Raw genomic sequence first — 14,527 nt, forward strand, 5'->3', positions numbered from 1 at the left:
CAAATTCCCATAAGTTATGCGTTGGACAATCAAACCCAAACCTTCGGATGCAAGTATAGCAGTATTGGTTTCGCAATTGCAAGTGAGTCCAATTATTGCAACCCTGTTATTACAACGGGGCGTTAGCACATTTGAACAAGCCCGTCAGTTTTTCAGACCTCAACTTTCAGACTTGCACAATCCATATTTAATGACCGATATGCATTTGGCGGTAGCCCGAATAGAAAAAGCTATTGAAAATCAAGAAAATATATTGGTTTTTGGTGATTATGATGTAGATGGTACAACGGCAGTATCCTTGGTGTCGAGCTACTTGAGAAGTTACTATCCAAACGTAGCAACGTATATTCCAGACCGATATACCGAAGGCTACGGTGTTTCGTTTCAAGGCATCGATTTTGCAGACGATAATGGTTTTTCGCTGATCATTGCACTAGATTGCGGGATAAAATCGATACAACATGTGGCTTATGCAACTGAAAAAAACATAGACTTTATCATTTGCGACCACCACCGGCCTGGGGACGAATTGCCCAAAGCAGTAGCCGTATTGGACCCCAAAAGATCGGATTGTAGTTATCCTTATGACGAGTTGTGTGGCTGCGGCATTGGGTTCAAACTGATACAGGCATTGGCACAAAACAGGCAACAAACCATTGAAGATTTGGTGCCTTATCTGGATTTAGTAGCCACTGCAATTGCGGCAGACATTGTGCCTATGACGGGCGAAAATAGAATTTTGGCAAAATTTGGATTAGAAGTCATCAACAGTCAGCCAAGGGCTGGTATTTTGGCAATGATTCAAAATATTAAGAAAAAAGAACTCACTATAACCGATGTAGTATTTATCATTGCTCCCAGAATCAATGCCGCAGGCCGCATCAAACATGGCAATGAAGCAGTAGCACTACTTACAGAATTTGATTTGAATGAAGCCGAAAAATTTGCATCGGAAATAGAACAATACAATACCGATAGAAAAGATTTGGACAAAATCATGACCCAAGAAGCCTTATTGCAAATAGAAGAAAACGACGAACAAAACCGTTTTACAACAGTCGTTTTTCAGGACAATTGGCACAAAGGTGTTATTGGAATTGTGGCTTCGAGACTTACCGAAAAGTATTACAGACCCACTATTGTTTTTACAAAAAACGACAATAAATATGCCGCTTCGGCTAGGTCTGTCAAGGATTTTGATGTGTATGATGCTTTGGAAAAATGTGCCGAACATTTAGAGCAATTTGGCGGACACAAATATGCAGCTGGAATGACGTTGAAACCAGAAAATTATCAAAATTTTAAAGCTGCTTTTGAAAAAACAGTCCGAGATACCATTTTGCCCGAGCTATTAATTCCAGAAATTTTGGTAGATGCAGCACTTGAATTTGATGAAATAACACCCAAATTCATTCGGATTTTAAAACAATTTGAACCTTTTGGTCCAGAAAATATGTCGCCTGTATTCTATTCAAAAAACATAAAAGACACGGGATATGGCAAAACTATGGGCAAAAATGACGAACATTTGAAACTTTATGTCAAGCAAAATTATGGCAACAGCTTTGGAGCAATTGGTTTTAATTTGGGAAACAAATTAAACAAAACCCAAAACCAACAACCCTTTGAAGCTGTATATAATATTGATGAAAATGACTATAATGGCAGCATCAATGTACAACTTCGATTGAAAGATTTGAGGTAGAAAAGGGGTTTTATTAAAAAAAAGGTGCTTTTTGAATAAAAAAAAACAGAAAATGAATTAATTATTTTGATAGTAGCATACAAAACACTAAGTTTGATTTTCATTTTGATAAAAAAATAAAATATTTCTTAAACAAGTGATAAATGATGACAGAGAATCCAAAATTTGCAGTAATTGGAGGCGGTAGCTGGGCAACAGCAATTGCCAAGATGTTGTGCGTAAATTTGCCCGAAATTGCTTGGTATATGCGTAATGCCTCGGCAATAGAACATCTTACCAATTACTACCACAACCCTAATTATTTGAGTTCTGTAGAATTTGATACTAAAAAACTGCGATTGACAACCAATATTAACGAGGCAATTGCCTATGCAGACTATATCATTTTTGCCATACCGTCTGCTTTTTTAAGTGCAGAGTTGTCTCATTTGACCGAAAGTTTAGACAACAAAGTCATTTTTTCGGCCATCAAAGGCATTGTTCCCGAAACAAGTTTGATTGTAGGCGAACACTTTCATGAAACATATCATATTGATTATCAAAATATTGGAGTTATAACAGGGCCTTGTCATGCAGAAGAGGTGGCACTAGAGCGGTTGTCCTATCTTACAATTGCATGTGGCGATGCTAATAAGGCCAAAATAATGGCCAAATACTTGAGTAGCAATTACATCAAAACAAAAATTTCTGACGACATTGTAGGTACAGAATATGCTGCCATGCTCAAAAATATTTATGCCATTGCCGCTGGTATGGCTCACGGGCTTGGTTATGGCGACAATTTTCAGTCGGTTTTGATGAGTAATGCCATTCGTGAAATGAAAAAATTCATCAAAAAAGTACACAAAATGAAACGAAACATCAATAATTCAGCTTATTTGGGCGATTTATTGGTAACAGGCTATTCCGTTTTTTCGCGAAATAGAATGTTTGGCAACATGATTGGCAAAGGCTATACCGTAAAAAGTGCCATGATGGAAATGAGTATGGTAGCAGAGGGCTATTATGCTACTAAAAGTGCTTGGAAGCTCAATCAAACCTACAAAGCCTCTACTCCAATAATAGATGCCGTTTATTGCATTTTGTATGAAGGCAAAGAAGCCAAAAAAGTATTCAAAAAATTAACAGATAAATTAGATTAAAATCCAAATTATTATGAACGAAAGATGGAAATACCAAGTCAAAACTGGAGGCATTTGGGGCATTTTTATGATTGTTTTTTCCACGTGGTATTATACCAATACCAAGCCGTTGGCTCTGCAATTGGCAGAGGGTGGCTATTATTTTAGGGCCGTTGGCTATCTTGTTTTTGGTGTATTTGTGCTTGGTTATTCCAGCTGGACAGCCAAACAACGCAGAGAAGGCAAATAATACCAAATATACATATAAAATAGTCCAATCTATTGGTTGTTTTTTGCTAAAATGAGTCAAAAAAAATAGTTCCGTAGCCCAGCTATGCAACGATTTTTTTTGAAAATTTTTTCTAAAAAATAACTACGCATCTTTGGACTATTTTATAAATATATTTGGTGTAACTTTTTAGGGCTAAATACTACATAAAAACAACCAACTAGCCTCGGTTCACATGAATTTTATGGGGATTAAGCAAATAATTTTTCCATTCTGAACAGAAAGAACTTCACATCTATAACACCTCTTTGGTTAGCTCTAAAAAGTTTTATTTTGGAATTAAAAGATTCTGCATTTGCATTTGTGAGTCTTAGAGTAAAGAAATTTAATATTGTTTCTAAATGATATTTTAAGCTGTTTGCTGCGGTATTAAAAGTGTTTAATTTTAATAATTTTGTTTTCTCAATCCAGTTTAAAAATTTTTCTCTTGCTAACTCTTTTGATTGTTCTTCATAAATATTTCTAAATTCCATTGTATGTTTATAAGCATCATGTAAAAGTGGATAGTTTTTAAATAATAATTCTGCTCTTTGTTTTTGATTTTCTGTCCAATCACTTTGCTTTTTTGCAATAATGTATCGACTTCGAGCAAGTAATTGTTTTGGAGAATCATCATTTTCTAAAATAATCGGAATATATTTTATGCCTTGATCTTTGGCTAATTTTATGGCTTGACTTTCTTTTTCAATTTCCTCCCAGCGATATTTTATTCGAAGATGTTGCAAACATTCCATAACCATTTTTACAACGTGAAAACGATCCGTAATCAAGGAACTCTCTGGAAAACACATCTTTGAAGCTAGTTGCATGTTGTTTGCCATATCTTGAGTAATTGTCTTAACTAATTTACGTTTTTCTAACGGTATTTTTTGTAAAACATCAATAATATCCTGACTCTTAGTGCCTTTTATACTAGCAACTAATGTTCGTTTTTTACCTTTTCCTGATTTATTAGTAACAAATGTGTAAAGCTCTCCTTTTGACAAACTTACTTCATCAATACTTAAATTTTCACCTATGTTTTCTGGGTATATCAAATAATCTTCAGCATGAGAGTATTGATTCCAAATTTTAAAACCACTTGTCTTTTTATAATGTCTTCTCACTAAATCTGCCTTGACACCATAATAACTAGCAATATTACTTATCGTATCTTCTCGGGTCGAAACCTGTAGATTTTAAAAAAGCTGCCAATTCAATAGTTAGTTTTGAACCTTCAGTGATGAACGAATAATCGCTTTTAATTTCAACAGATTTATCTGTTTTACTCCGCCATCGCCTACGACGAATACCTAAATAAACGGATTTTCCACGAATAGGAAAATCTTGAATTATGGTTCGATTATAAAATCCTTTTGATTCATATTGTTCACTTTCATAGCCATTTGGAAGTATATTCTTCTCATCTAAATAAATATAAAAACAATCCTTTTTGGTTGCTATATCCCCTAATTCTTTAAAATCCAAAACATCAAAATGATCTAATAAACCATCAGGTAGAAAGTGTGAAAAAAATGAAAAATCCATTGCTTTTTTATTGCAAATTTACAAATTCTCCCCAATTATTTTATATGAGCCCTAGCCTCAATGTTTTTTGGGCATTACCACAAGGGTCGGGCTATCCGTTGCAAACAACGTTCATTGAACTCCATAAGAAATATAATATTGTGAAATAATCATTTTTGATAATCACATTCAGAAACTATATTCGTGCAAAATAACACACCCCTTTTGTGGGTTGGGGGCTTCTAAAAGGATTTCGGCTACTATCCCTAATGCAAAATCCGGTAAATAATAGTATTCTGCCCTTCTTAGCTAACCATAACACCCTCTACAAATAGCAAAGGCACTTCGGTTGCATTTTCGAGCGCTATACTATTCGCCTTGAAAGTGTATTTTTTGTCATACAATTTATTGTCTATAAAAAAAGTAACCATAAATTCATTGTGAAGTGCCAAAACACTTTTTTCTAACATCTCAATTTTTACAACCGACACGGGTTTTACTTCCATAAAAGCATGCCGAAGGATAGATGTTTTTTTCATCTCGCCATTGATGGTTCCAAATGCTTTTGACACAATCATTACGCTATCTAACTGATAATCAGAATCATTTATCAAATAAGCATACCAAACTTTTTCCATAAAATCATCGTTCCACTCTTGTACGGCAGCCAAATGAATGTTTTCAACAGTCGGGATCATGATGTCTTTTTGCATTTTGATTCAAATTTTTGGATTAATATTGACAAGGCAAAGGTAATGATTTGTTTTTTTGAAATAAAAGTCAAATCAACTTACTAATGAAATAAATTGTTTCAGTTTGCCACTTTTGCTTCTTATCAGTTTGTCTTTGCGAATAAACTTAAAGGATAATCCTTTTTCCAAATACTTTTCAATGGCTTGTTCTATACGTTCTATTTGATTAGAACTCAAAACACTATCACTCACATACTCAATTTCAAAAACAGCCGTTTGAAGTTGTTTGATTACAAACTCTTTTACATTGCCATCGTCATCAATGATGCTCTTGGTAATGTAATAAAACGTAAGTCCTGGCGATTTTTTGCCGCTTGGCAAAATAGCAATGTCGTTTGTTCTACCAACAAGTTGTTTTAAAATAGGTTTTTTAATTGTACTTTTTTCGTCTAAAATTCCTCTATCGCCAATGTCATATCGGATAAAAGGATGTGCCTTGTTATACAAAGACGTAATTACAATGCGGCCTTCTTGTCCATTGGGCAACACCTTATTATGGTCGTCCAAAATTTCAACTAATATCGTTTCAGAATTAACCTCCCAGTTACCGTTTGGATGCTGAAAAGCAATCAAATCGAGCTCTGATGCACCATACTCGTTTACAACCGGAACTCCAAACTGGGTTTCGAGCAACAATTTATCCGATTCAAAAAGCATTTCGGATGTTGTTACCGTCACTTTTAAGGTTGGACAAACATCTTTGAGAATGATGTTTTGAGCTTTCAAAAATTTTGCAAACAAAACAATTGAACTGGTATAGCCGTTGATGTAATCAAATTGGTTTTTTTGAAATTTCAATAAAATGGTTTCTAAAATGGTATCAGACATATCAAAAATAGGAAAACGGTAGCGGTGGCTCAAAACGTCTTTGAGCCTTTCTTTGGTATGCCCAATAAAATCGAGCGGAATACCGTAAAATCGGGCCTGAAAAGATTGATCAAAATCGATGCCATACCATCCAAATCGATGGATAATACCACACCAAGTAAGTGCATGGCAGTATTTATCTTTGGCAAATACAAACGGGTCGCCGCTAGATCCAGATGTTTTATTGATAAAAACATTTTTTGGAGTATAGCCGTTTGACAGTCTTTGAGCAAGAGGTTTTTGAAAATCTTTTTTGGTCAAAATAGGTATGTCTTGCCAAGTACGAATGGCTTTTGATTGTAAAATAGCTTTATAAAAAGGGTTGTTTTGTTGATGAAAAAGCACAATATCGCTTTTTTTTTCATTAATATAATGATGGTATTGTGCTTCTGGAATTTTCAGAATGGTTTCAAATTCTGATTGAGCTTCTTTGATTGGAAAACCCGAAAATTTGAGTGATAGCTGGAATAAAGAGACCATAAAGTGGGGCTTAGTAGGTTTGAAATGAAATATTTCAAAAGTATAAAAAATAAATTATTTTATCATTCTAAAACAAACTATTTTTGCATCATTAAAAACATACACAATGACAATTTTATTACTTGGTTCGGGCGGCAGAGAACATGCTTTGGCATGGAAAATGTTGCAGTCCGACAAATGTTCCAAACTACTTGTTGCCCCTGGCAATGCTGGTACGGCAAGCATCGCAACAAACATCAACATTAGCCCCACAGATTTTGAGGCATTAAAACAATTGGCCATTGCCGAGCAAGTAGGTATGGTTGTGGTGGGGCCAGAGGATCCATTAGTTCAAGGGATTTATGATTTTTTTAAAAATGACGAAAAATTACAGCACATTCCTGTAATTGGGCCATCAAAAATGGGGGCACAACTAGAGGGTAGCAAAGAATTTGCTAAAGAATTTTTAGTCAGACATCAAATTCCAACGGCGGCATACAACAGTTTTACGGCAGCAACTGTTGAGGCAGGTTGTGCTTTTTTGGAAACGTTGCCACCGCCTTTTGTATTAAAAGCCGATGGATTAGCAGCTGGTAAAGGAGTATTGATTATCCATAATTTGGACGAAGCCAAAACCGAGCTGCGTAACATGCTGGTGCATCAAAAATTTGGACAAGCCAGTACAAAAGTGGTTATCGAAGCATTTTTAGATGGAATCGAATTGAGCTGTTTTGTATTAACAGATGGTAAAAATTATAAAATATTGCCAACAGCCAAAGATTACAAACGCATAGGCGAAGGCGACACTGGCCTAAATACTGGGGGCATGGGGGCTGTTTCGCCTGTTCCATTTGCAGATGACGTGTTGATGGAAAAAATAGAAAATCGGATTGTAAAACCTACTGTGGCTGGGCTTCAAAAAGATGGTATAGATTATAAAGGCTTTATTTTTATTGGCCTGATCAATGTAGAGGGTGAGCCTATTGTGATTGAATACAACGTACGAATGGGCGATCCAGAAACCGAAGTGGTCATTCCTAGACTACAATCAGACTTAGTAGCGCTGTTTGAGGCTGTAAGTACACAAACTTTGGATAAAGTGGTTTTAGAAATAGATCCCCGAAGTGCCACAACCATTGTGGTGGTTTCTGGTGGTTATCCAGAAGATTTTGAAAAAGGAAAAATCATTTCTGGACTAGATAGTATAGCAACATCATTGGTGTTTCATGCAGGAACAAAACTCGAAGGCAATCAAGTGTTGAGCAACGGTGGTCGTGTTTTGGCCATTACTTCTTTTGGTCAAGACTTTAGTGAAGCCGTAAAAAAATCTTATCAAAACATAGACAAACTACATTTTGATAAGATGTACTTTAGAAAAGATATAGGCTTTGATTTGTAAAAAATAAGACATAAGCTTCTGAAAATTTCAGGAGCTTATTTGTCTAAATACGAATGTGCCGTAGTATCTTGATACTCGTCGTTGTTTGCTTTGTGTAATTTTAATTGTTTTATCCAATAAACAATATAATAAGTACAAATTCCCATAAAAATCCAATTGAAAATATTAGCAGCAAACCAGCTTTTTAATTCCAAATCTTTCAAGAAATCTTGAGGGATATAAAGTACCTTTTCAAACAACCATTGTATTCCTTCGAAAAATGCTTTCATATTCTATAAAAATTATATTTATATTTGCAAAAATATAAAATATCCGCATGATAACAACTATTTTTAAGAAATCTAATCCAATAAATTATATTTTGATTGGTTTATTGATAATTGGCTTCTATATTATTTACATTTTTAATCAAAAAATAGTTTTTTTCGACTCTTTTTTTTGGATTGAAAAAACGATTTCGTTATTGGCAATCCTTGGATCGTTAATAACTGCCGAGTATATTACCCAAAAAAATGGTTTGAGCAAAGGAGGCACTTATTCTATATGTTTTGGGTTGATGTATTTTATTTTTTTTCCCTCTGTTTTTAATGAAACACGCATGTTGTGTGCCAATTTTTTGGTGCTTTTAGCAATCCGAAGGCTCATTTTGATGCAAACTTTAAAATTTCCAAAAGAAAAAATATTTGATGCCTCATTTTGGATTTTTATTGCTACCATATTTCATTTTTGGAGTATTTGGTTTTTACTTTTAGTATATGTAGCCATTGTTTTTCATGCTTCTAGGGATTACCGCCATTGGTTAATTCCATTTATTGCCTTGTTTTGTGTGCTTATTTTATTTGCACTTGGCAGTTTAATTATTAGTAAAAATTTGTTTTACGCTTTTATACAATCTACTCATTTTACATTCGACATCAATTATTTTGCTTCTATAAACGACAATATTAGTTTTTCCATATACCTTACAACCTTGTTGTTTTTTGCGGTTTCGCTACTCCTCTCGCTTTCAAAAAGACCTTTAGTACTAGGGGCTACCTACAAAATTGTGTTGTTTTGGCTGGCCATTGGTTTATTTATATTTGCTGTTTCGGCCCCAAAAAACAATAGTTTACTGGTATTTACCTTTGTCCCTTTGTCCATAATATGTACCGCTTTTTTAGAATTTGTTCCCTTGCAATGGCAAAAAGATACTGCCTTTGTTGGGGTTTTAGTACTGAGCATTGTTTCTTATTGTATTCATATTTAATTGATAAAAATAAATAAAATTCTTATTAAATCAATTCATTATTAATAAAATCTAAAACAAGTTTATACGCTTCTTTTTTGGCGGTTTCCAAATCATAGTTTTTAATTATGGTATCAAATTGGGGTGCTGTTGCCAGCTCTACATGGGCTTTTGCAATTCGCATATTGATTTTTTCATCGCTTTCGGTAGAGCGTTCTTTGAGTCGTCGTTTCAATTCATCAACGCTTGGTGGTTTTACAAAAACTGCCAAGGTTTCATCAGGAAATTTAGATTTGATTCGTAAACCACCCGCAACATCTATATCAAAAATAACATTTTTTCCTTTGTCCCAAATTCGGGTTACTTCGCTTTTTAGCGTGCCATAAAAATTGTCTCTATACACTTCTTCCCATTCTACAAAATCTTCGTTTTTGATGTGGTGTTTAAATTGTTCTAACGACATAAAATAATAATCTTTACCGTTTTCCTCCTCTCCCCTAGCCTGTCGAGTTGCTGCCGAGATGGAGAATTCTAAGTTTAAATTTTCGTGTTCCAACAAATGTTTTACAATTGTTGTTTTTCCTGAACCTGAAGGAGCAGAAAAAACGATAAGTTTTCCTTTTTGCATTTTCCTATCTTATTTTAAAGCACATTCAATACTTGTTCTTTTATTTTTTCTAACTCGTCTTTCATCTGTACAACCAATTTTTGCATTTCGGCATGGTTTGATTTGGAGCCCATTGTGTTGATTTCTCGTCCCATTTCTTGAGTAATAAAACCTAGTTTTCGGCCATTGGCCTCTTGGCCTTCGAGGGTTTCGATAAAATAGTCCAAATGATTTGAAAGCCGTACTTTTTCTTCGGTGATGTCTAATTTTTCCAAATAATAAATCAATTCTTGTTCAAATCGGTTTTCGTCAATACTAACTTTAAGTTCATTGATGGCTGTTTGCAAACGGTCTTTGATGGCTTGCACCCTTTCTGGATCTAATGCCAAGGCCTCTTGCATATATTGCTTGATATTGGCTATACGGTGTCTGAACTCTTTTTCGAGTGATTGCCCTTCGGAAATTCTAAATGCTTGGATGTTTTGTAGGGCTATTTGCACTGCTTTTTGTATTTCTTGCCATTCATTTTCATCAATTTCTTCTCGTTCGGTTTTTAGGGCATCGGGCATTCTTACGGCCATTTTCATCAACTCTGTTTGATCTGCAGTGGCATACACCTCTTGGAGTTGGGCTATATAAGCTTTTACAATTGGAACGTTTACTTTTGAGGTGGTTTGTTCGGTTACATTTTCTATAAATATCGAAAAATCAATTTTTCCACGTTCGAGTTTAGAGGCTATTTCGTTGCGTAATCCCAACTCCATTTCTTTATAAACAGACGACATCCGAACGTTTAAGTCTAATCCCTTGCTATTTAAGGATTTTATTTCTACGATTATTTTTTTGGTTGGCAACTGCAAATTGGCCTTGCCATAGCCTGTCATCGATTGTATCATATATTGGTTTTTCAAAAAAAAGTTGGGCAAATATACTAAAAAAGCCTTATTCATTTACTTTTATATCCCATACATCTTGAGGCGGTACTTTTTGTAACTACAATTTGATTTTGTAGATAAAGCCAAATTCATATCAATAAAAAATATATATTTGTATGTTGAAACCAAAAACATTTTGTTATTTTGATTCATTTATAGAACAAGTTTAAAAATTAAAAATTAAAAAATCATACCGCATGAAATACCATCTTATTGATAATCAATTATTTATAAAAAACAGAGCCAAATTTGTTGCTCAAATGAAACCCCATAGTGTTGCGGTTTTCAATTCAAACGACATCTATCCAGTATCGGCAGACAGCACTTTGCCATTTGCACAACATCGGGATATTTTTTATCTTTCGGGAGTAGATCAAGAGGAAAGTATTTTGCTTTTGTTTCCAGACGCTCCTTATCCAGAGCATCGAGAAATGTTGTTTTTAAGAGAAACCAACGAGCATATTGCCGTTTGGGAAGGCGAAAAACTAACCAAAGAAGCCGCTCAACAAGTTTCGGGTATTCAAACCATACATTGGCTGCAGGATTTTCATAAAATTTTGAACGAAATGATGACTTATTCTGAAATAATGTACATCAATACCAACGAACATTATCGGGCAGCAGTAGCTACTGAAACCCGTGAGGCCCGTTTTGTAAAATGGTGGAAAGAAGCTTATCCTGCACATCAAGTTGCTAAGAGCAACCCTATTTTGCAAAGGATACGATCTGTCAAAGAGCCTGAAGAGTTGGCCTTAATTCAAACGGCTTGTAACATTACTGAAAAAGGGTTTCGTCGTTTGCTTTCTTTTGTAAAACCCAATGTCATGGAATATGAAATTGAGGCCGAATTGATTCATGAATTTGTCCGCAATCGTTCCAAAGGATTTGCCTATACCCCAATCATTGCATCGGGCAAAAATGCCAATGTGTTGCATTATATAGAAAACAATCAACCGTGTTTGGCGGGCGATTTGATATTGCTAGACGTTGCTGCAGAATATGCTAATTACTCTAGCGATTTAACCCGAACAATACCCGTTTCGGGTCGTTATACTGATCGTCAAAAAGCGGTTTACAACGCCGTTTTGAAGGTAAAAAATGAGGCAACAAACCTTTTGCAGCCGGGTGTTTTGTGGAAAGAGTACCACCTTGAAGTGGGTAAAATAATGACTTCGGAGCTGCTAGGATTGGGACTTTTGGACAAAGCCGATGTACAAAACGAAAATCCTGAAAAGCCCGCTTATAAAAAATATTTTATGCACGGTACTTCACATCATTTGGGCTTAGATACTCATGATTATGGCTTGTTGCACGAACCTATAAAACCCCACATGGTGTTTACCGTAGAACCTGGCATATATATACCCGAAGAAGGTTTTGGTATTCGATTGGAAGACAATGTGGTTGTACAAGAGCATGGAAATCCTTTTAATTTAATGCAAAATATTCCTATTGAAATTCAAGAAATTGAACATTTGATGCATGCATAAAAATGCTGTTGTTTGTAGCATTTTGCGTTAGGGATAGTAGTGAAAATCCTTTTAGAAGCCTCCCAGCCCCCAAAAGGGGTGTTATTTTGCACGAATATAGTTTCTGAATGTGATTATCAAAAAAGATTATTTCACATTATTATATTTCTTTTGGAGAATAATGAACGTTGCTTGAAACGGGTAGCCCGACCCTTGAGGGAACGTCCAGAAAACATTGAGGCTAGTTGGTTGTTTTTATGTAGCATTTAGCCCTAAAAATGATGCCTATTTGAATGACATTAGCTATTGTGAAAAAAAAACACCTTTTGTTTTGGTTACTACATCCAAAAACAAAAGGTGTTTTTTTGATTGTGCTAGGTCTAAAAGCGATAACCTATAGATATGCCGCCACGCCCCACATATTTGTAATCCAACTCTTTTGATTTTGGGTTGAATAAATTGCGACCAACACCAGAACTAATTTCAAAAAATATTCCTTTTTTATTGATCCATTTTCCTCCGATACCAAATCCTAGTGCAAAATCGGTTGATTTTTCGGGTTTGAAAGTATAGTAATTGTAATTGCCGTTTTCATAAGTATAAGCCAAATAATCTTTGCCTTGCTGTGTATTGAGCATTCCAAATCCTTCAAAGAAAAAACCGGCTGCGGGTTTTTTTCCAAAATACATTCTATAATAAGTTGTCAATCCAAAAACCTCGGACGTATCTTCGTTGTTTGCAAACATTAAGGAAGCACCAACACCCGAATCTTCGTTGAGTAATCGTTCATAAGAGGCGTCAAAAGCACCTAAAACGAGGTAGAGAGCATTTAATTTAAGTTCGTTTTTTTTTGAAAAATTATCTTTTTGTTGAGCTACTACTACACTTGAAATAAGAAGTGTGAGTAAGATGAATTTGTTTTTCATTTTTAAAAAAATTAAGTTGTAAGTTTGTTTTATAATAAGTACAAAAGTATTAAAAAAAACTTTTATCTATCATATTTATCTATTAAAATTATAAAAATTCGCTATTTTCCCAACCCCTGGCTTTCAAAGGGATTTTAGTATTGGCTCGTGTAATCAAATGAATACCGTCTGATTGCGGCAGGATATGCCCAATAATACTAAAATTTGGGTTGCCTTTAATTTTGTCGAAATCCGTAATTTGGATTGTAAATAAAAGTTCAAAATCCTCGCCTCCACTCAAGGCCACGGTGGTACTATCGAGGTTAAATTCTTCGCAAGTGTTCATAAACTGCGGGTCGAGTGGCAATTTGTCTTCATACAAATGGCAACCCACTTGAGATTGTTTGCAAAGATGCATCACTTCCGAGGCCAAACCGTCTGAAATGTCTATCATGGCCGTTGGCACTATCTCTAGAGCATGAAGGAGCGTTCGAACATCCGTTCGGGCTTGTGGCCGAAGTTGCCTTTCTATTAAATAAGCATAGGCTTCCAAGTCGGGTTGCACGTTTGGATTTACAAGAAACACTTGTTTTTCTCGTTCTAGCACCTGAAGCCCCATATATGCGGCGCCAATATCGCCAGAAACTACTAGTAGATTAGTGTCTTTTGCCCCATTTCTATAAACAATTTCGGCCTCATTTGCCATGCCCAATGTGGTAATACTTATGATAAGTCCTTTTTGTGAACTTGTTGTTTGTATGCCCACAAGGTCTAATGTATAATCTAAAGTGGCTCTTCGGATTCCATCAAAAAGGTCGTCGAGGGCCTCGAGGGTAAAACGGTTTGAAACGCCTACCGAGACTGTAATTTGAGTTGGGCGGGCGTTCATGGCAGCTATATCCGAGAGGTTGGCCACTACGGCTTTGTAACCTAGATGTTTGAGCGGCATATAAGCCAGGTCAAAATGAACCCCTTCTATCAACAAATCATGTGCAACAAGGGTTTTTTGATGATCAAAATCCAATACGGCAGCATCGTCTGACACGGCGTTTGTTGTAGAGGGTTGAGAAGGGCAAAAAGGTTGATTCAAATGATGGATAAGGGCAAATTTGCCCATTTTTTCTAATGTTGTGCGTTGTGGATTTTGATCTTGAATCATGGCAATTACAGTTGATTTTTTGGGTACAAATATACAAAGTATCTTCTTATAAAGCGGACAGCCCCAAAAGCGTTTTTGGAATTTTAAATAATAAATACGTTTCTGTTTGATTTTTTTATACATTTGCGG

The 14,527-nt window shown here is 35.3% G+C and carries 15 protein-coding genes; 6 read left to right on the forward strand and 9 right to left on the reverse strand.

Going from position 1 to position 14,527, the window contains the following annotated elements:
* The first annotated feature begins 16 nt into the window (after positions 1-16).
* From recJ to FBFL15_RS15225, 3 genes are all read left to right on the forward strand, one after another.
* Complete coding sequence (recJ, locus tag FBFL15_RS15215; protein ID WP_014085396.1) at positions 17-1,705, forward strand: single-stranded-DNA-specific exonuclease RecJ; 1,689 nt, start codon at positions 17-19, stop codon at positions 1,703-1,705.
* A 146-nt stretch (positions 1,706-1,851) separates the two neighbouring features.
* A complete protein-coding gene (locus FBFL15_RS15220; RefSeq protein WP_044032637.1) occupies positions 1,852-2,847 on the forward strand; it encodes an NAD(P)H-dependent glycerol-3-phosphate dehydrogenase in 996 nt (331 codons plus the stop codon).
* A gap of 13 nt (positions 2,848-2,860) precedes the next feature.
* Entirely contained in the window at positions 2,861-3,076 is a 216-nt protein-coding gene (locus FBFL15_RS15225) for a hypothetical protein (RefSeq protein ID WP_044032365.1), read from the forward strand.
* Positions 3,077-3,306: 230 nt separating this feature from the next.
* Here the strand turns inward: FBFL15_RS15225 and FBFL15_RS15230 are convergent, their stop codons facing one another.
* The 4 genes from FBFL15_RS15230 to FBFL15_RS15245 all read right to left on the reverse strand — a co-directional run bounded on the left by FBFL15_RS15230 (position 3,307) and on the right by FBFL15_RS15245 (position 6,720).
* Positions 3,307-4,221, reverse strand: coding sequence for an ISAon1 family transposase (locus tag FBFL15_RS15230; protein ID WP_014085398.1), 915 nt, complete (start codon positions 4,219-4,221; stop codon positions 3,307-3,309).
* Positions 4,222-4,255: 34 nt separating this feature from the next.
* On the reverse strand, positions 4,256-4,642 hold the full coding sequence (locus FBFL15_RS15235) for an ISAon1 family transposase N-terminal region protein (protein ID WP_014085399.1): 387 nt from the start codon (positions 4,640-4,642) through the stop codon (positions 4,256-4,258).
* Between the two features lie 284 nt (positions 4,643-4,926).
* The gene (locus tag FBFL15_RS15240; protein WP_014085400.1) at positions 4,927-5,334 is read right to left on the reverse strand and encodes a hypothetical protein; all 408 of its coding nucleotides are present in this window, start codon (positions 5,332-5,334) and stop codon (positions 4,927-4,929) included.
* Between the two features lie 72 nt (positions 5,335-5,406).
* Positions 5,407-6,720: a phenylacetate--CoA ligase family protein gene (locus FBFL15_RS15245; RefSeq protein WP_014085401.1), complete on the reverse strand. Its 1,314-nt coding sequence runs from the start codon at positions 6,718-6,720 to the stop codon at positions 5,407-5,409.
* A gap of 106 nt (positions 6,721-6,826) precedes the next feature.
* Here FBFL15_RS15245 and purD point away from each other — a divergent pair, with 106 nt between their 5' ends.
* Positions 6,827-8,098 (forward strand): phosphoribosylamine--glycine ligase, encoded by a 1,272-nt coding sequence (gene purD / locus FBFL15_RS15250; protein WP_014085402.1) that lies wholly within the window; start codon positions 6,827-6,829, stop codon positions 8,096-8,098.
* 35 nt (positions 8,099-8,133) lie between these two features.
* On the opposite strand, the gene FBFL15_RS15255 is transcribed toward purD, so the two are convergent.
* On the reverse strand, positions 8,134-8,367 hold the full coding sequence (locus tag FBFL15_RS15255; protein WP_014085403.1) for a DUF6341 family protein: 234 nt from the start codon (positions 8,365-8,367) through the stop codon (positions 8,134-8,136).
* Between the two features lie 47 nt (positions 8,368-8,414).
* Between FBFL15_RS15255 and FBFL15_RS15260 the strand changes: the two genes are divergently transcribed.
* Positions 8,415-9,344, forward strand: coding sequence for an LTA synthase family protein (locus FBFL15_RS15260; protein WP_014085404.1), 930 nt, complete (start codon positions 8,415-8,417; stop codon positions 9,342-9,344).
* 25 nt (positions 9,345-9,369) lie between these two features.
* Here the strand turns inward: FBFL15_RS15260 and gmk are convergent, their stop codons facing one another.
* Together gmk and FBFL15_RS15270 are read right to left on the reverse strand one after the other, a co-directional pair.
* Positions 9,370-9,951, reverse strand: a complete 582-nt coding sequence (gmk, locus tag FBFL15_RS15265; RefSeq protein ID WP_014085405.1) for a guanylate kinase — start codon at positions 9,949-9,951, stop codon at positions 9,370-9,372.
* A 14-nt stretch (positions 9,952-9,965) separates the two neighbouring features.
* Positions 9,966-10,826 carry a YicC/YloC family endoribonuclease gene (locus FBFL15_RS15270; RefSeq protein WP_014085406.1) on the reverse strand — a complete coding sequence of 287 codons (861 nt, stop codon included), beginning with the start codon at positions 10,824-10,826 and terminating at the stop codon, positions 9,966-9,968.
* 236 nt (positions 10,827-11,062) lie between these two features.
* On the opposite strand from FBFL15_RS15270, the gene FBFL15_RS15275 reads away from it, so the two are divergent.
* Positions 11,063-12,355 (forward strand): aminopeptidase P family protein, encoded by a 1,293-nt coding sequence (locus tag FBFL15_RS15275; protein ID WP_014085407.1) that lies wholly within the window; start codon positions 11,063-11,065, stop codon positions 12,353-12,355.
* Positions 12,356-12,714: 359 nt separating this feature from the next.
* On the opposite strand, the gene FBFL15_RS15280 is transcribed toward FBFL15_RS15275, so the two are convergent.
* Positions 12,715-13,260 carry a hypothetical protein gene (locus FBFL15_RS15280; RefSeq protein ID WP_014085408.1) on the reverse strand — a complete coding sequence of 182 codons (546 nt, stop codon included), beginning with the start codon at positions 13,258-13,260 and terminating at the stop codon, positions 12,715-12,717.
* 88 nt (positions 13,261-13,348) lie between these two features.
* The gene (gene thiL, locus FBFL15_RS15285; protein ID WP_014085409.1) at positions 13,349-14,398 is read right to left on the reverse strand and encodes a thiamine-phosphate kinase; all 1,050 of its coding nucleotides are present in this window, start codon (positions 14,396-14,398) and stop codon (positions 13,349-13,351) included.
* Positions 14,399-14,527 lie beyond the last annotated feature (129 nt).

The sequence above is a fragment of the Flavobacterium branchiophilum FL-15 genome, assembly GCF_000253275.1.
In the GTDB taxonomy this organism is placed as follows: Bacteria; Bacteroidota; Bacteroidia; order Flavobacteriales; family Flavobacteriaceae; genus Flavobacterium; species Flavobacterium branchiophilum.